15 protein-coding genes are annotated in these 17565 nt (G+C 70.1%); 3 read left to right on the top strand and 12 right to left on the bottom strand.

Going from position 1 to position 17565, the window contains the following annotated elements; translation table 11 throughout:
- Positions 1 to 7: 7 nt before the first annotated feature.
- A complete protein-coding gene (locus Vau01_RS47985; protein WP_204007513.1) occupies positions 8 to 3235 on the top strand; it encodes a bacterial transcriptional activator domain-containing protein in 3228 nt (1075 codons plus the stop codon).
- A 281-nt stretch (positions 3236 to 3516) separates the two neighbouring features.
- On the opposite strand, the gene Vau01_RS47980 is transcribed toward Vau01_RS47985, so the two are convergent.
- From Vau01_RS47980 to Vau01_RS47960, 5 genes are all read right to left on the bottom strand, one after another.
- Positions 3517 to 4536: an IS3 family transposase gene (locus Vau01_RS47980; RefSeq protein ID WP_275424032.1), complete on the bottom strand. Its 1020-nt coding sequence runs from the start codon at positions 4534 to 4536 to the stop codon at positions 3517 to 3519.
- Positions 4537 to 4581: 45 nt separating this feature from the next.
- Positions 4582 to 5616, bottom strand: a complete 1035-nt coding sequence (locus Vau01_RS47975; RefSeq protein WP_275424031.1) for a reverse transcriptase domain-containing protein — start codon at positions 5614 to 5616, stop codon at positions 4582 to 4584.
- Positions 5617 to 5709: 93 nt separating this feature from the next.
- Positions 5710 to 7143: a group II intron reverse transcriptase/maturase gene (gene ltrA, locus Vau01_RS47970; RefSeq protein WP_204007507.1), complete on the bottom strand. Its 1434-nt coding sequence runs from the start codon at positions 7141 to 7143 to the stop codon at positions 5710 to 5712.
- Between the two features lie 569 nt (positions 7144 to 7712).
- On the bottom strand, positions 7713 to 8171 hold the full coding sequence (locus Vau01_RS47965) for a reverse transcriptase family protein (protein WP_239152491.1): 459 nt from the start codon (positions 8169 to 8171) through the stop codon (positions 7713 to 7715).
- A gap of 622 nt (positions 8172 to 8793) precedes the next feature.
- Positions 8794 to 9093: a transposase gene (locus Vau01_RS47960; RefSeq protein ID WP_204007505.1), complete on the bottom strand. Its 300-nt coding sequence runs from the start codon at positions 9091 to 9093 to the stop codon at positions 8794 to 8796.
- Positions 9094 to 9137: 44 nt separating this feature from the next.
- On the opposite strand from Vau01_RS47960, the gene Vau01_RS47955 reads away from it, so the two are divergent.
- Positions 9138 to 9554 (top strand): NUDIX domain-containing protein, encoded by a 417-nt coding sequence (locus Vau01_RS47955; protein WP_204007503.1) that lies wholly within the window; start codon positions 9138 to 9140, stop codon positions 9552 to 9554.
- A 61-nt stretch (positions 9555 to 9615) separates the two neighbouring features.
- Complete coding sequence (locus tag Vau01_RS47950; RefSeq protein ID WP_239152489.1) at positions 9616 to 10362, top strand: carbon-nitrogen hydrolase family protein; 747 nt, start codon at positions 9616 to 9618, stop codon at positions 10360 to 10362.
- A 413-nt stretch (positions 10363 to 10775) separates the two neighbouring features.
- On the opposite strand, the gene Vau01_RS47945 is transcribed toward Vau01_RS47950, so the two are convergent.
- The 7 genes from Vau01_RS47945 to Vau01_RS47915 all read right to left on the bottom strand — a co-directional run bounded on the left by Vau01_RS47945 (position 10776) and on the right by Vau01_RS47915 (position 17456).
- A complete protein-coding gene (locus Vau01_RS47945) occupies positions 10776 to 11867 on the bottom strand; it encodes a M23 family metallopeptidase (protein WP_204007501.1) in 1092 nt (363 codons plus the stop codon).
- A 246-nt stretch (positions 11868 to 12113) separates the two neighbouring features.
- Positions 12114 to 12893 carry a prepilin peptidase gene (locus tag Vau01_RS47940; RefSeq protein WP_204007499.1) on the bottom strand — a complete coding sequence of 260 codons (780 nt, stop codon included), beginning with the start codon at positions 12891 to 12893 and terminating at the stop codon, positions 12114 to 12116.
- A gap of 210 nt (positions 12894 to 13103) precedes the next feature.
- Entirely contained in the window at positions 13104 to 13547 is a 444-nt protein-coding gene (locus tag Vau01_RS47935; RefSeq protein ID WP_204007497.1) for a hypothetical protein, read from the bottom strand.
- 45 nt (positions 13548 to 13592) lie between these two features.
- The gene (locus Vau01_RS47930) at positions 13593 to 14672 is read right to left on the bottom strand and encodes a hypothetical protein (protein WP_204007495.1); all 1080 of its coding nucleotides are present in this window, start codon (positions 14670 to 14672) and stop codon (positions 13593 to 13595) included.
- A 225-nt stretch (positions 14673 to 14897) separates the two neighbouring features.
- Complete coding sequence (locus Vau01_RS47925; RefSeq protein ID WP_204007493.1) at positions 14898 to 15230, bottom strand: hypothetical protein; 333 nt, start codon at positions 15228 to 15230, stop codon at positions 14898 to 14900.
- On the bottom strand, positions 15227 to 16093 hold the full coding sequence (locus Vau01_RS47920) for a hypothetical protein (RefSeq protein WP_204007491.1): 867 nt from the start codon (positions 16091 to 16093) through the stop codon (positions 15227 to 15229). The genes Vau01_RS47925 and Vau01_RS47920 overlap by 4 nt, the downstream gene beginning before the upstream one ends.
- Before the next feature lie 175 nt (positions 16094 to 16268).
- Positions 16269 to 17456 carry a hypothetical protein gene (locus tag Vau01_RS47915; RefSeq protein ID WP_204007489.1) on the bottom strand — a complete coding sequence of 396 codons (1188 nt, stop codon included), beginning with the start codon at positions 17454 to 17456 and terminating at the stop codon, positions 16269 to 16271.
- Positions 17457 to 17565: the final 109 nt, after the last annotated feature.

The following is a 17565-nucleotide window of genomic DNA, read 5'->3' as shown; positions in this document are numbered from 1 at the left end:
AGGTGACGTGAGCGTGGTGTCTGGCCTGCTGCGATCGATCGTGCGGCTGATCGGCGCGGTGCTGGCCCGGCTGGTCAAGGCCGGGCTGCTGGCGGCGATCGTGGCCGGCATCCCGTACGGGCTGACCACCCAGATCGGGGCCCCGGTGCCCGACCGGCTACCGGCCAGCCTGGACCAGGTGGTGCAGGCGCTGACGGCGCCGGTGTCTGACACCCTCGTGCTCAAGGTGCTCGCCCTCGCGTTGTGGGTGCTGTGGGCCGCGTTCGTGCTCTGCCTGATCGTCGAGGTCGCCGCCGCCGTCCGCGGCGTACCGGCACCGCAGCTGCGGCTGGTGGCACCGCTGCAAACCCTCGCCGGGTGGCTGGTCGCCGGGGTGACCGCCAGCGTCCTGATCGCCGCCCCGGTCGTCTCCGTGGCCGGCCACGCCACCTCCGCGGTGGCCACCGCACAGCCCGCGTCCGCGAGCCCCGCCACGACAACTGCCACGACGACCGCCATGGCGAGCGGCGCCACGACTGCGGGACCGGCCGCCGCCATCACCACGGTTCCGGTCTCGGCGCACCGGGCGGGACAACCGCAGCTGCCGGTCTACGAGGTCGCCCGCGGAGACTGGATGGTCGCCGTGGCCGAGCGGTTCCTCGGCGACGGGGCCCGCTACGTCGACATCGAGCGGCTCAACCCGCAGTGGGAACACCGCGACAACCGGTTCCCTGACCATTGGGAGTCCGGGTGGCGGGTGGTACTGCCCGCCGACGCCCACGACCGCGGCCCCCGACCCCATGCCACCGGCCAACTCGTCGTCCCCGGCCCCCCGCCGCCGGCGCAGCCACCGCCGGGCGGGCAGCCGGCGCAGCCGGAACCCACGCCCGGCGCCACCCCGTCCGCAAGCCCGTCCGCAAGCCCGTCCGCAAGCCCGTCCGCAAGCCCGTCCGCAAGCCCGTCCGCAAGCCCGTCCGCGTCTCCATCGGCCAGCCCCACGCCGAATTCCACCGCGTCGACACCCGCCGACCCGGATGGGGTGGTGCCCGAGCCCAGCACAGTGCCGTCATCGGCGGGCGCCGCCTCGTCAACCGGCGCCGCCGGTTCCCCACCGCCGTCGGCGTCCAGCGACGCGGCAGCGCCGGCCCCGCACGCCGATGACGGGCAGGGTGTCGACCTGCCCGGCGGCTGGGTCGGGCTGCCGTTGGCCGCCGCGTTGATCGCCGCCGCCGCGATGGTCTGGCTCCGTCGCCGTCACCGCTACGTGCCCCGCCCGGTCCGCGACGAACCGTTGGACGACCCGGAACTGCGGCCTCTGCCGCCGGTGGTCAACCGGCTGCGCCACGCCGTGCGGGAACAACGCCCGGACCTGCTCGACCCACCGCCGGCACCACCACAGCCCACAGTGGCCGAGTACGCCGACGCGAACACCGACGAGTTCGAACTGCCGCCGATCGGGCCCAGCGGCGTCGACCTGGCCGGCCTGGCCGACCAGGTCCCGGCCGGTGGGCTCGGCCTGACCGGCCCTGGTGCCGAACCGGCCGCCCGGGCTCTGCTGGTGGCCACCCTGTCCACCGGCAGCCCCGCCGACCCCGACGCCCGCGGCCAGGTCGTCATCCCCGCCGACGCCCTGACCACACTGCTCGGTGCCCACTCGGTCGAGATCGGCGCCATTCCCCGGCTCACCGTGACCCCGACACTGTCCGACGCGCTGATGCGCGTCGAGGAGCTACTCATCGAGCGGCGCCGCCAACTCCAGGAATACGACGCGGCCGACCTGCCCGAACTACGCGCCGCGGATCCGTACCATCCGCCGATGCCGCCGGTGCTGCTGCTGGCCGAGGTCCCCCCGCCGGAGCTGCGTGCCCGCCTGTCCACCACCCTGCACCTGGGCACCCCACTGCAGATCAGCGCGGTCCTGCTCGGCGAATGGCCCCGCGGCGACACCGTCACCGTCCACACCGACGGAAACACCAACGCCGACGACGGCCAGCGGCTGGCCGTCCTGGACGCACCGACCACTATGCAACTGCTGCACGTACTGCGCGAGGCCCACACCGGACAACCCGCCCCGCTCGCACAGCCCGAACCCGGCCACGACACCCACACCACCCACGGTCAGGCCGGCGGCGCGCGCGTGCCGGTCCAGCCGACACCGCCCGCCGACGACACACCCGTTGATGCCACGACGGAGCCGGCTGCCCAGGACCCGGGTGTTGTCGAGTCGCCCGTGGCGCCAGCCGCGCCGGTCGCCGACTCCGCCCCGGGCGAAGCGCCCACCGCTGACCCGGTCGAGCAACCCGAACCTTCTGCCGCACCAGCCGCCGAACACACCACGGCCGAGCCGGACGACACCGAGCCAGCGCACACCGAGCCGGACGACACCGAACCGGACGACACCGAACCGGGTCCGCCGCTGCGGCCCCGCCGGCGCCAGCCGGTCCGCATCGGTCTGCTCGGCGAGCCGACCATTCTCGACCGGGACGGCACCACCGTCGGCGGCCTGCGCAGCCACGCCCGACAGCTGCTGATCTACCTCGCCGTGCACCGCGACGGCGCCGACTTGGACGACATCATGGAGGCGTTCTGGCCGACGGCCACCGTGCGCCGCGCCGGCGAACGGCTGTCCACCGAGGTCGGCAACCTACGCGGCCGGATAAGGCAGGCCGCTGGCGACGACAAGATCGAACCGGTGATCAACACCGGCGGCCGGTACATCCTCAACACCGACGTGGTGGACATCGACGTGTGGCGGATGTCCGACGCGTTGCGCCGCGCCGGCACCGCCACCGACCCGGCCGCCCGGATCGCCGCACTCCGCGACGCGGTCGACATCCACACCGGTGGCCTCGCCGACGGCCACGACTACGACTGGATCGAACAACCCCGCGAACAGATCCGCCGCCACGGCGTGCGCGCCCGCCTGCACCTGGCCAACCTGCTCGCCGACCACGACCCCACCCAGGCCGCCACGCTCGCCCAGGCCGCCGCCAACCTCGACGCCTACAACGAGGACGCCACCCGCCACGCGATGCGCACCCTGGCCCGCATCGGCGACGCCGCCGGCATCCGGACCCGGCTGCAACGGCTGCGCGACGCCCTCGACGAGATCGACGAAGAGCCCTCCGGCGAAACCATCGCCCTCGCCGCGCAGCTGCAGCGGCAGATCGCCGGCAAAGCCGGCCCGCGAGGCCACGAAAACCGGCCGGACACCGGGCCGCACCCGGACGGCGACCCGCCCCGCACCGATCCCTGAGCGCGGCGACGCCCCACCCACCGGATCGGCTGCCGCAGCTGTCATCATGCGGGGATGCGTTCCACGGTCGCACTCGTGCGCGAGATGGTGGCCCAGTTGGACCCGGTCGACGAACTCGAATCTGAGCACCGGAGGCAGGTACTGCGGTGGCTGGACCGCACCGATGATGTGTTTCGGCGGGCCAAGCCGGCCGAACCGGCACAGCATCTGGTGTCCTACGTCGTACCGGTCGACGCCGCCGACGACAGCATTGAGGTCCCCCCGCTTTCGCGGAGTGGTTGTTACCTGCCGCCGGTTGGCTCAGGCGCAACGATAGCTGCTTTGGTGAGATGCCAGGCGTTCTCGTACTCGTCGGGGCTGAGGTAGCCGATTTCGCGTTGGATGCGGCGGGTGTTGTACCAGCCGTCGATGTAGGCGAAGATCGCGTTCTCGGCCTCGTCGCGGGTGCGCCAGGCGTTGCGGTAGACCAGTTCGATCTTCAGGGTGGAGAAGAAGTTCTCCATCAGGGCGTTGTCGTAGGAGTCGCCGACCGAGCCCATCGACGGCAGGATTCCGTTGTCGGCCAGTCGATTGGTGAACCGGAACGACGTGTAGGTCGACCCGCGGTCGGAGTGGTGGATCAACTGTTGGTCGCGGACGTCACGCGTCCAGATGCCGTACTCGAGCGCGCCGAGGACGAGATCGGTGTCGCAGCGGTCAGACGTCTTCCAACCGACGATGCGGCGGGAGAACGCATCCCGGACCGCAGCGAGCCAGAAAACCCCTTCGCCACAAGGGATCCGGGTGGCATCGGCGACCCACAACCGGTTCGGTGCGACCGCGGTGAAGTTGCGGTTGACCCGGTCCGGCGCCGGCGTGGGCGCCGGGTTCTGCTTCGTCGACCCGCCGCGCCAGCCACGGCGCAGGAACGCCCCCTGCCAACCCTGTGCCGCCATCAGCCGCTCGACCCGCTTACGCCCGACCCGGATCCCGTCGCGGCGTAGCTGCTGATGGACCCGGTCCGCGCCGTAGGTGCACCCGGACGCGGTCCAGATCTCGAAGATGATGGACAGCAGGCCCCGGTCGACCTCGTCCCGCTCGCATGGCGCCGCAGCCGCGGCGATCCAGCCGTAGAACGTCGACGCCCCGATGCCCAGGACCCGTAGCAGGAGCGCGACCGCGTACCGGTCACGGTGTTCGTCGATGAACCTCATGACCGTCGCCGGGTCGGGTCGGTGAAGTCGGCCCGGGACGCGGTGCCAGCCCGCAGGGGCTGGTCCGTTTCCCCGGACCGCTTCCCGAACCCGGCGTGCACCTTTCAATGCACCGGGCTCTCCACAAGCCGCAAAGGGCTCATGAGTTCCTCATCAGGCTGCTGGCCATGGCGACGGGATGATCGAGCCGCGGTAGCGATACCGGGTCGTGCCCAGCGTTTCCGGGTCGAACAGTTCCCGCTGCCCGCGCGGCCACCAGCCGCCGCCGCAGTATTGACGGCGTAGTTCCTTCCAGGTGGATCGGCGGTGTTTGGATCGCAGCCATCGCCATACTCGTTGCCACAGGTAGTGGCTGAGATAGGCGAAGGTCGCTGATGACACGCCGGGCCGGAAGTAGGCGCACCAGCCGCGTACTGCCTGGTTGAGCCGTCGGATCAGCTCGTCCAGTGGCTGGTTCACCTCGACCTGTCGGCACAGCTTCTTCACCTTCGCCATGACCGCTTTCAGCGATTTCTTGGCCGGATAGGTATAGATGAAGTGCCGGTTGGTGCCCTTCTTGCGGTGGCGCTGGATGCGCCATCCGAGGAAGTCCACGCCCTCGTCGATATGGGTGATCAGGGTCTTGTCCGGTGACAGGCGCAGGCCCATCGTCGACAACAACACCCCGGCAATCTCGTCCCGCAGCGTCACGGCGTCGGGCTGGCCGCCTCTGATCATCAGGCACCAGTCGTCGGCATACCGGACCAGCTTGAAGTTCGGCAGGCCACGCCGCAACCGCCCCGCTTTCACGCCTGGGCTCGTGCCCGGACCTCCGGGCCGCTGGGCGATGTGCTCGTCCAGCACCGTCAAGGCGACGTTGCTGAGCAGCGGAGACAGGATCGACCCCTGCGGTGTTCCGGCGTTGGTCTCCTGAAATTGGCGGTCCTCACCGAAGATCCCCGCTTTCAGGAACGCCTTCACCAGGTCCAGGACGCGTTTGTCGGCGATCCGGCCACGAACCCGCCCCATCAGGGCGGTGTGGTCGATCTCGTCGAAGCAGGCCTTGATGTCACCCTCCACGATCCACTCGTAACGACGTGGATTCGTGGCCAGGTAACGGATCTCGGCCACCGCGTCATGAGCCCGGCGTCCGGGGCGGAACCCGTAAGAACACGGGAGGAATGGAGTCGGACCGGGGCGCGGTGCCACCGTTTCGGGTGGTCCGTTTCCCCGGCCCGCTCCCCGAACCCGGCGTGCCGGTCGTCCCGGCACCGGGCTCTCCACAGATGTGCGGGTGGGTGTTCAGCCTGTTGCAGTTGCCGCGTTCCACGGCGTGGGGATCTTCGATCCGCGGTAGCGGTACCGGGTCACAGGTACCGAATCGGGCCGGAAGAGGGTCACGCCCGCTTGGCTGATTCTGTCCTTGCCGAAGTAGCGTTTCCTGAGCCACGTCCAGTTCGCCTTGGGATGCTTCGCGCGGAGCCACCGCATGACCCGCCACCAGGTGTACCAGGTGAGGTAGTGCAGGGTCCGCTTGACCGCGGCGTGCCGGAAATAGTTGGCCACGCCCCGAAGGATCGGGTTGATGGCCTCCAGGATGTCCAGCAGGGTCAGGTTGAGCCGGTTGCGTCTGGTCCACGCCTTGACCTTGCGTTTGACGGCCTCGAAGTTGGCCGGTGACATGAAGGTGTAGGCGCAGGCGGTCTTGCCTTCCCGTGCTCGTCGCTGGATGCGGAAGCCGAGGAAGTCAAAACCGTTGTCCACGTGGGTGATGTGCGTCTTCGCTTCCGACAGCCGCAGTCCCTGGCTGGCCAGGAGGGTTGCGGTGTCGGCCTTCAGGGTCTCTGCCTGGGTCTGGGAGCCGTGCACCATGATGACGAAGTCATCGGAGTACCGGATCAGCCGGTAGGTGGCGATGCCCTTGGACCGCAGGTAGGTGCGCTGGTTGCGGTACTTCGACGTGGCCGCCCAGGCCGCTTGGAAGGGCTCGTCCAGGGCGGACAGTGCGAGGTTGGCGAACAGCGGGCTGATGATGCCACCCTGAGGCGTGCCGGACACTCGTCGTTCGAGCCGGCCGAGTTCGGTGAGCACACCGGCCTTCAGGAACGCCTTGCACAGGTTGATGACTTTGCGGTCGGTGACGCGTCGCCGGATGTGTTCGACAACAGCGCTGTGCCTGATGTTGTCGAAGCAGCCTTCGATGTCGCCCTCGACCGCCCACGTGTAGCCGTTGTTGATGTAGTGCACGATCTCGGCTACCGCGTCCTGTGCTCGGCGCCCCGGTCGGTAGGCGTAGCTGGACCGATACTGGTCGGGTTCGAAGATGGGTTCCAGCACGAGTTTGACTGCCATCTGCACCACCCGGTCGGCAACGGTGGCGATCCCGAGCCGGCGGACCTTGCCGCCCTTCTTCGGGATCGCGCGTTCCCGCACGGGTTCGGGTCGGTAGGTGCCGTCCTTGAGCCGGTCACGAAGCAGCCGTAGAAACGGCTCCTCGCCGACCTGCTGCTCGACGTGCGAGCAGGTGACACCGTCGACCCCGGCGCTGCGGGCACCCCGATTGGTCCGCACCCGTAGCCAGGCCACCCGCAAGGTGCCCAGGTCGGCGACGAGGTTGAACAGATCGGGAAACTGCTTGTTCGGATCGGTTGTTGCCCACTTGTGCAGCTTGGTCTGGACATGAAGTACCCGGGCCTCCGCCGCACGGAATGTCGGCCACGGCGCGACGGTATTCACCGCCGACCTCCTCTCGACCAGTCCTCACCGCAAATCTGCTGCCCTCCTTCGCCATGTGCGCGGCTCTCCCGCGCCCGGACTACTACGAGGGCTCTGCCACGCCTGGGCACCGTCAGCCGACGGTGGACCTGCCCGCCATCCGGCCGGCTGCCGGACGGGTAGGGCGGTACCCAGACGCTTCCCACGTTCACTGACCACCGATGAGCGGGGTCGGGATCGAGCTTTACCCCGACAGCATCACCGCGAGTACGCCGCAGACCTTCCTCGCGGTCTCCCGGGCCGCACGAAATGAACGACACGGAAGCGGACCGGCCACCGATTGAGGCCCGTCCAGCACTGCATCGGCCCGCATCCGCCAGGTTCAGGGCCGTTTTCGAATCACGGGGCATCAAACACTCGTTCGCGATCGCTATCCCTTTCCGCCTCGCTAGCGCGGCCGACACGTCTGGCAGTACCGCGTCTCCGCTACGTTGTCAGGGCTGCTCCCACCCTCCCCGGCACCTCCCGGATCAGGCTGCCCCCAGCTTCTGAACCCCTGCTGCGACAGGAGCCCGGTGAGGTCTCGCACCTCACCCGGTGAAATCAGCGCCTCGTGGCGCACAGTCCGCCTCGAAGATCGGCTCCAACACCAGCTTCACGGATGCCTGGACCACCCGGTCGGTGATCGTGGCGATCCCCAACCGGCGCAACTTCCCGCCCGGTTTCGGGATCATCCGTTCCCGGACCGGCAGCGGTCGGAACTTACGGTCCTTCAACGAGGCCCGCAACCCGTCGAGGAACTCCTCGACGCCGACGCGCAGCACGATGGACAGCGCGGTGCGACCGTCCACCCCGGCAGTCTTGGCACCCTTGTTGCCCCGCACCCGATCCCACGCCACCAACAGGAACGCGGGATCGGTGACGAGGTTAAACAGGTCGCCGAACTGGCGATGAGGATCATCACGAGCCCAACGGTGCAGCTTGGTCTGGATCTCCAGTACCCGATCCTCAGCCCGCAACAGGGCCAATTCCGGATCGTCGGTGTTCACCGGCGACATCCCTCCTGGCATTCCAGCATCCGCACTGCGTGACTTGCTGGCCCCCTTCGCCCTGCGTCCGGCTTTCCCGGACCCCGAGGCGGGTCGTCACACCCGCGACTACTACGAGGCCTCCGCCCCGACCGGCCACCCGTCAGTGGCAACACACCTGCCGTTCCACCGTCCTGGATGGACAATGTCACGGCGGACGCCGGTCGGTTCCCACGTTCACCAACCATCGATCAGCCAGGGAGGCGCCCAGCTATACCCCGGCAGCATCGCCACGGCTACGCCGCAGACCTTCACCATGGCCTCCCCACCGCCGGAGCTAAACGGCTTCGGAGTCGACCGGCACCAGAATCGTGCTGGTCGTGCGCTGCACACCGGCCCATATCCACCAGATTGGAGCCGGCTTCGCTGTTACGGAGCGTCAAACACTGGTTCACTCGCGTTACACCTTCTGGCCTCGCCTCGACGAGCCCGCACCGTCTGGCAGTCCCGGCACGCCATCGCCTTCGCCAGGGCCGCTTGCTACCCTCACCGCCACTGCGCGGATCAGGCTGCCCTCAGGCTTCAACCAGGCCGCTACGACGGCCCGGCGGGAAGGTCTCTCACCCTCCTCGATCAATCAGCGCTACGTGGCGCACAGCTCCGACGCGAAATAACTGCTGGCCGCTCGCAAGATCTCGTTGACCCGCCGCAGCTCAGCAACCTCTTTGCGCAGCCGCCGGTTCTCCTCGACCATCTCCGTGGTCGGCTGGCCATCGCGCTCGCCCCGGTCGGCCTGGTCCTGACGGATCCAGTTCCGCAACGCCTCATGGTGCACGCCGAGCTGCTCGGCCAGCTTGCGGATCGTCGGCTTCGGGTCGGATTCCCGATACAGCCGCACCGCACGAGCCTTCAACTCATCCGGGTACTTCTTCGGTGGTGCCACAGATCGTCCTCTCCATGGTCATCAGACCATGATCAGAAGACTCCGTGAAACCGGGGGGACCTCACATCCTGCTGGTGGACCACATCAACGCCGGGTTGTGGCTACCGCCCGGCGGTCATGTCGAAGTCGACGAACACCCGGCGCACACGGCTCGACGTGAAGCGGCCGAGGAACTCGGCCTCACTGGCGAGGACACCACCCTGGACGAGCAGCCCGCGTTCCTGACCGTCACCCGCACCGTCGGCGTCGATGCCGGCCACACCGATGTGAGTCTGTGGTTCGTCCTCCACGCCTGCCGGCAGCAGACCATGACACCGGACCACGGCGAGTTCCACGGCCTACGGTGGTGGTCGCCGGCGGAATTTCGCCATGCCGACGCGACGCGGTTCGACCCACACTTCTTCCGCTTCCTCGGCAAGTTCCGCCGGCAGTTAGGCACCGGCCGGCACGTAGCCGTGTGAAGCGCCGCCGTGCGGCTGAACGCCCGCACCGAGGACGGTGACCGCGTCTTATGATCGCGGCGTGCGAGGGCGGTTGCGGGTCGGTGCGTGCCAGACACCTGAGTTCCTGAGCAAGATCGACGCGGCGCTGTCGTGTATCAATCGCTACGCGGCCGAGGCTGACACCCGCGGTGTGCATCTGCTGGTGTTCCCGGAATGCTTTCTGCAGGGCTATCTCATCGAGGAGCAACATCTGCGCGAGCAGGCGCTCGGCCTGGACTCTGCGCGGTTCGCCTCGGTGTTGCAGCAGTCGGCCGGGGTCGGTCAGACGATCGTGTTCGGCGTCATCGAGCAGAACGGTGGCAGATACTTCAACACCGCGGTCGTCGTCACGCGGGGCCGGCTCGTTGGTGCTTATCGCAAGACCCACCTCGTGCCCGGAGAGTCCCTGTTCGACAGCGGCGACGCCTACCCGACGTTCGTGGTGCGTGATGTCAGATTCGGCATCAACATCTGCTACGACACGCAGTTTCCGCAGGCCGCAACGCAGGTCGCCGGGCAGGGCGCTGAGTTGCTGCTCGTGCCGGCGCAGAACATGATGCGCCGCGCCGCCGCGCTGCGCTGGAAGGACCAGCACCACGCCATCCGGGCCGAGCGTGTGCGAGAAACCGGGATGTGGCTCGTGTCAGCTGACGTCACCGGCGCACGCGATGAGTCCCGCATCGGCTGGGGACCAACCAGTGTCCTGAACCCGAAGGCCGAGGTTGTGGCGCAGGTTCCCTTGATGACCACCGGCATGGCCGTCGCGGACATCGACCGACTCTCGTGACACGAGAGTGATGCTACTGGCAGCGCTGCCTGTCCACTGCGGATGATGATGAGCATGGAAGAGTGTTCGACGGTACCTGCCATGTATGGGCGGTCCGAGCCGTGACCCTGTCCTTGACCTTGAGCAGGGGACGCCGCCGGTAGTGGTCACCTCCCCCGTCCAGGTCGCGGGACGTGCCGGGCCGCTGGACTTCCAGGTAGCTGGGTCAGACACGCATGGCCCGGCAGCCACACCACGGCGTCGCCGACGCCATCGCCCACAAACCGCCCCGGATGTCGTCCTGCCCATGATCGCCGGACGATTGCGCAGACATTGCTCAAGATCCACGGACAGTGCTCGGTCTCCGCTGGACAACTATCTCCGGGCTACCGGGGTCAGATATGGTGGACGCGCCGGCTGACGGGTTCTCATCGTCAACCGGTGCTGGTCGGTTGGCAGTTCGGCGGCGGATCCACCAGACCCAGCGGAGCGCACATTTGCGCCATGAACAGAACGGGATCTGTGGCGCTTTGTGATGAATGGTCGCCTCCCAGATGCACTTCATAGTGCAAATGTGGACCTGACGAGTTGCCCGACGACCCGACCACACCAATGATGTCACCCACGGCCACGGTCTGTCCTAGTTGGACGTACGGATGGGTGAGCATGTGGCAGTAGCGGGTGACGACACCGCCTGCGTGTTCGATGTCGACGTACCAGCCGCAGCCGCGCACGTTCGGCGATCCGTCGACGTCGCAGCCGTGGCTGGCCGGCACGATGTTGCACCGCACCACGGTCACGGTGCCGGCGGCGGCGGCCCGGATCGGGGTGCCGCGTCCGGCGCCGAGGTCGACGCCGTGGTGGGTGGGGCGTTCGGCGGTGCGGAACGCGGACACGACCGGGGCCAGCACCGGCTGCGTCCACGGGCCGGCGGCGGCGCCGCAGTTCAGTAGTGGCGCCCCGGATGCGCCGCCGAGGCCGGACACCGAGTTGACCAAAAGGGTGGCGTCGCCCTCATGTCGTGCGTACGCATCGGGATAGGCGCTGCGCTGAACGGCCTGCGCGGCTTCGGTCAACGGCATCTGCTGCCATCCCGGGACGGTCAGCAACTTCTCGTAAAACTTGCCGGACACGTAGACCGGGTCGCGAAGTTGCTCCGGTGTGCCCCAGCCTTGGCTGGGCCGTTGCTGGAACAGCCCGATCGAATCGTCCGGGCCACCGGTCACGTTGCGCAGGTCGGACTCCTGGATCGCGGTGGCCACCGCGATGATCCAGCCGCGGATCGGTACGCCCATCTGGGCACCGACCGCGGCGATGGTGCCGGCATGGCCGACCTGTTCGGAGTCGAACCGGCCGACCGGCCGCCAACCGCCGGCCGGGGCGGACAGCGACACGGCGCCGCTGGGCAGCGGCATCGTGCAGCCGGACGCTACGCCGCCGCCGAACAGCAGCACCCCGCCGGCGGCGCAGGCCACCACGAGACCGACAATCGTGGCGATGATGCCGGTCAACGCCTTGCGGGTCATCGCGGTACCACCTTGTGCGTCAGGTTGTGCATCAACTTGCGTAGGGTCGTGTGGATGGGCATGAAAGCCTCCGAAAACACAAAAAGGGCGCGCCGGTGCGCGCCGATGACGGCGGAAATGGGTGCGGAAATGACAAAAGGGCGCGCCTGTGCGCGCCGGATGATCGGCGGTCGACGTTCAGCGGCGCTGCTGCCGAGTTGGTGCTGTGCGGGCCGACGGGCGTAGCCCGGGGTACGGCCGCTGGCGCTAGCTGGCGGTGGCGGACGCGACGGCGACGAGGGCGCCGATGAGCATGAACGGGCCGAACGGCACGGTGTCGCGGCGGCCCAGGCGGCCAGCGGCCAGCCCGGCGAGGACGTGCCCGGCGGCCAGCAGCACGGCCGCGACGGTGGCGGTGACGACGACCGTCGGTCCGAGCCAGCCGAGGCAGCCGCCGATGACGACCGCGAGTTGCGCGTCGCCGCGGCCCATCCCCGCGCCGGGGACGATGACGAGGACGAGGTAGAACACGCCCAGGCCGGCGGCGCCCAGCCCGGCGGACGCGAGCGTGGACAGCTCGCCGGTGGTCACGGCCGCGACCGTGAGCAGCGTCGCGCTGCCGGTGGCCGCGGCGGTGGTGAGGATGTCCGGCAGCCGGTACACCGCGGCGTCGATGAGGGCGAGGGCCACCCCGAGCAGCCCGGCCCAGCACCAGGCGGCCAAGACCCACCCTGACGGCGCCCGTATGGCGAGCACGGCCAGGACCAGCGCGGCCAGAACCTCCACCGCGGCCACGGGCGGGCCGACCTGCCAGGAACAGTTCGGGCAGCGGCCGTTGAGCGGCCCGACCGCGACCAGGCCACGCAACGCCACCGCGACGACCGGCTGCCCGCAGGTCGGGCAGCGGCTACGCGGCGGCGTGCCGTAGGGGACGGTGTGGGCGAAGACGAGGCCGCGCAGCCACGGCCCGGCGAGCACGGCGAGGCCGGCGGCGGCCACCACAGTGGCCAGCCCACTGCCCATCCCGCTGCCCAGCATTGTGCTCATCGGCGTGTGTCCGTGCCGGTCGAGCACCGGGCCGCCCCACGAGGATCGTGGGTGGCACTTCCGTGGTGGCGGGTCGCGGCCGGCATCGTTCCAGTCTGCGCACCCCGCACGGGCGTAGGCCACCCGCAGCGGGCCTCGTCCCGACCGGGCGTAGGTCGCCGGGTCGCACCGGCCCGCTTCCACGGGCCGGTGGCTAACCCGTCGCAATGGTCAGCAGGGACCGTCGTGCGTGGCGCTGCGCAAGCCGGACGGAACCGGCCCCCGGTGCAGCACGGTCGACCGGCCGAAGCCGAGGGTGTCGTACTCCTCCGCGGTGTCGGTATCACGCTCGACGCCGACGCGGTCAAGGATCCAGGTCACCCGGTGCGGCTTGTCCAGGATGGTCCGCGCGGCGACGGTGTCCGCCGGCACGCAGACGAGCCACAGCTCGTCATCGCGCCATGGTCCGCCGTCCCAGCCGGGTCGCAGCTTCGGCGGCACCACCACCGCGTACGTCACCGTTGCGTCCCGGTTGTCGCGCTGCCACAGCGATCCCGGATACACCGACATCAAACCATGCTGCTCCGGCGACCAGTCGACGCCGGTCGTACCGGTCGACGTGGCGGCAGCCGGCACCGGCCGCACCGGTGCATCCGAATGTTTCTGCTCCTCCATCATCAGCTCCCTTTCGCAGCGGCTCGATCGGCCCGGCATGGCGGCCTACCCGCCGTTGCCGAGTCCGCCGCTGATTCCGCTACTGAGTCCGTTGCCGGATGGGCGGTGGTTGGCCGTTGTGGAAAGCTCCACCAGCCGAACGGCGGGTGGGGTGGTCGAGTTGAGCAGCCCGGCCTGACCGGCCCGGCGTACCCACTGGATCTGCCGTGGGCTGAAGCCGTGCCGCTGGGCGAGCTCGGCGAGATCGGTGGCGCCGTCGCGCAGGTCGGCCCACACCCGCAGCCACCGCTGGTACGCGGCGGGGTCGACGGGGATGCGCCGCATGATGTCGGCCGGCAACGCCGCGGCGGCCGGCGGGTCGGCGAGCTGGTCGACGACCTGGGCGGCGAATTGGGCGGCGTGGCGGGCACGCAGGGCGGCGGCGACCCGCAGCGATCCGTCGGGGCACAGTCGGTGGTAGGCGGCGATCGCGGCGTCGACGGTGTCGATGCCCAGCAGCAGCGCGGTGCGGTAGGCGCCGTAGGTGTCACGCAGCGCACCGAGGCCGGGGGTCCAGCGCCGCCAGCCGAAGGCGGGAAGCTGCCGCCCGCGCCGGCCGGTGTCGCGTTGGAACCAGCGCCGGAACCGGCCGAGGACGGCCTCCAGCAACGCCGGGCCGGCCACAGACATCAGTGGGAAGAACCAGATCGCGTCCGGCGCCGCGTCGGGGGTGCTGCTGTGCCGGAAGTTGGCAAACGCCGACCCGAGCGCGAAGCACCACACCAGCACACCGAACACGCCGGCGGGCTCGGCCCGCCAGGCACAGTACACGGTCAGCAGCACGCACACGCCGGCTGCGGCATCGAGCGCGACGAAGACCAGCACCGGCCACGGGTCGGGTAGGCCCAGCCCGGTCGGTGCGGCAGCCCAGTCGATGAGGTCCTGGCTGGACAACGCGATCGGGGTACAGATCACCACGGCCAGCAACACCCCGACGACGGCCAGCAGGATGCCCATGGCGACCCGAGCGGTGCGGGAGTGCGGCGCCCGCCGCGGTGCGGCAGCAGCGTCGGCCAGATCGGCGGCCGGGGCTGTGGTCGGGTCAGAGGCCGGATCGGTGGTCAGGGCCGTGGTCGGGGTGTTCATGGCCGCCACCCGCGGCCGGCTCCGACACGGAAGGGCCGTCCGTTGTGGACGGATGAGATGGTGAACATGTGTCTGTCTCCTTCGGGTGCGGGCGTGTGCCGGCACCCGAGGGCGCCAGCACACGCGGTGAACGGATGTGCCGGCGCCCGACCGCCCGGAGGACCGGTGCGGAACAGGCGACCTACGTGGTTACGGTGGGCGATGCGCCCACACCGCTGCCGTGTCCTATGTGGAATGGGGCGGTGGGAGGGCGGCAGCCTGGGGTTGCGCGGACCCGTCCGGGGCGGCGCGGTAGCGCTGCGGTCGCTGCCTGGTTTGGACGGCGAGTCCTTGCGCCATCAGCGTTTTGCAGATGACTCGGATCGCCCCACGCGACTGTGGCCGGTTGAAGACGTTCGCCAGGTCGGTGTCGGTGAAGTCCAGGTGCGGGTGGGCGCGCAGGTGTGCCAGCACCATGGCCCGCAGCTGCCCGGCCGGCAGCGCTGGCTGCCGGGGCGCCTTCACCTGGGTTGTCGGGTCCGGCCGGGTCGCGGCGAACCGGCGACGCCGGCCCGTCACTGCCTCGACCCGGGCTGGCGCGAGGGCGGCGGGGTCAGATCTTCCCACTGTTGTCCGGTCCACAGCTGCCACCACTGCCCCGCCTCGATGGGGATCCGCAGCAGTTCGGCGGTCAGGGCCGCGCGGTCGGCCGCGGTGTTGACCTTCGCCGCGGTGAGGTGCCGGGCGGTGAAATACACGTCGTCGAAGTGCTCGTCGTAGAAGGTGTCGACGACGCTGAGCGGGGACCGCAGCCGCAGCGGGCTGCGGCCGAGCCGGACCGCCGCGGTGACTTCCTTGTCGTGCTCGAACTCGGTGACCCAGTCTTCGAGGAGGTTCTCGTCGCTGATCGGCTGGCCGTCGGCGGTGCGGCTGGCGGCGACGAACGCGGCCAGTTCCCTTGGCCCGAACGGCGATCCGGCAACAGGGCTGTAGTTGGTGGCCCCGCCGTTGCCTTCGTTGTGGATGGTCCCGACCGGGGTGCGGCCTTGCCGCAGGGTGGCGGTGTAGGCGACCCCGTCCGGTGTGGGCAGCTGGCGTAGTGAGGACACCCGCAGGGTCGGGTCCGGGACCTGGATGCCGGTGTGCGGCAGCGTGACCAGCTCGGCCACCGGTGGCGGGTCGGCGTCCACGCCGACCACGGTGGGCTCGTCACCAACGCCGCCCGTGGGCTGCGCCGCGGGGATGCGGCCGGTGACCGGGTCGAGCCAGGCGGCGAAGTCGGCGACGGTGCCGACGATGACGGTGGCCTGTCCCGGCGCCGCCGGGGCGCCGATGATGACAGCGCGCCGGTCGCCGGCGGCGACGCCCAGCGCGGTCCACACCGCCTCGTCGTCGGGGCCGACCACGTGGATTTCTGGGCCGTCGGGCAGTTCGTACAGCATGGTGCGCTCCTGTTCTTGGTGTGGATGCCGCACACGTCGCGTCGCCGGCCGACACCGGCGGCGCGACGCGACGCGATGACGGCGGTGCAAATGGCGGAGACGGCCCACCCGCGGGATGCCGCGTGCGGGCAGCGGCCGGTTCCCGCGCCAGCGCCTGGGTGGTCCGGGGCGGTTGTCAGCCGCGGACCCGCATGACGATGGCGTGCCGGCGGGCACCGGCCAGGTAGGTCGGCAACCAGTCGGGGCTGCTGTGCACGGTGACGGTGTCGCCGTCGAGGAACCCGACCGCGTCGCGGACGAACACCGGATTGAGCAGCATGTGATACGTCGGGCCGGACGCGGCGGTGACGGGCAGCTGCCCGGTGTACACAGCGGTGCCCGCCGGGCTGAGGACCACCACGTCCAGGACCCCGGGGTCGGGGCGTTCGAGGCGGATCCGCGGCTGCCGGGCCGGTGCGGTGAGCCGGTGCGCGGTGTCCAGCACGGACAGCAGGGCGGTGCGCTCGACGGTGAACCGCGTGGTGGCGTCGTCGAGCACGTCTTCGCGTAGCTTCTCCAGGTCCGGGAACTGCCCGCCGCCGATGCGGGCGGACACGTGTACCCGATCGGTGCGCCAAGTCACCAGCCGGTCGTCGGCGCGGACACGGAGGTGTCCGGTCGGGTCGAGCGCGCGCAGCAGCCGCACCGCCCGGACGGCCGCCTCCACCGGGATCCGCACATCCATCGGCTCAGTTCCCAGGTCTCTTCCCAGATCACTGCCCGGGCCGCGCCAGATGCCGCGGTGCACGCGGCGGGTATCGGTGGCCTCCACCACCAGCACCGTGCGCGGGTAGTCGCGGTGCAGCCGCACCACGGCCAGCTCCCGTCGGGCCGGTTCGCGGCTGGCCGCGGTGGCCGCCCCGGCGACGAGGTCGCACCAGCCAACAACCCCGCCCTCGGTGACCAGTTGCCCGACGGCAGCCGGGATTGCCGGCGCAGGCTCCGGTGGGGTCGCGGTGTCCAGGTCGATGGTCGGACCGTCTGCGACGGTCAGGTGAAGCCGGTCGGCGTGGTGGTCCATGGTGACGGTGGCCCGGGCAGCCGCCCTGCCGGCCGGCTTGATGACCGCCAACGCGTTGATCAATGCTTCGGGTGGCAGGGCGCAGCCGCCGTCGTGGCTACTGTCGGGGACCGCGCCGGGCAGCGCCACGGTGGCGGTCTCGTCGCCGGTGCTGGCGGTCATGGTGACGGTGTGACCGTCGGCGTGCAGGTGCAGCAGTCGGCTGCTGGCGCGCCAGCGCGGCAGCGTGTTGGCGGGTGTGCTGTAGGGCTTGAGCGCCCGCGCCGCGGCCAGCAGCGGCGTGTACGCGACCTCAGCCTTCATCGAGGTGCTCCTAATGAGTGAAGGGTTGGTCGCGGGCGGCGGCACCTGGCGCCCGCCCGGCGCCGCCGCCCGCGAACGGGGATGGGTCGGCGCGCGGCCAGGGTCGGCC

It is taken from the genome of Virgisporangium aurantiacum (genome assembly GCF_016863635.1).
GTDB lineage: Bacteria > Actinomycetota > Actinomycetes > Mycobacteriales > Micromonosporaceae > Virgisporangium > Virgisporangium aurantiacum.
Note: the sequence above shows the minus strand (reverse complement) of the source record. Positions and strands in the feature narration are given on the sequence as shown.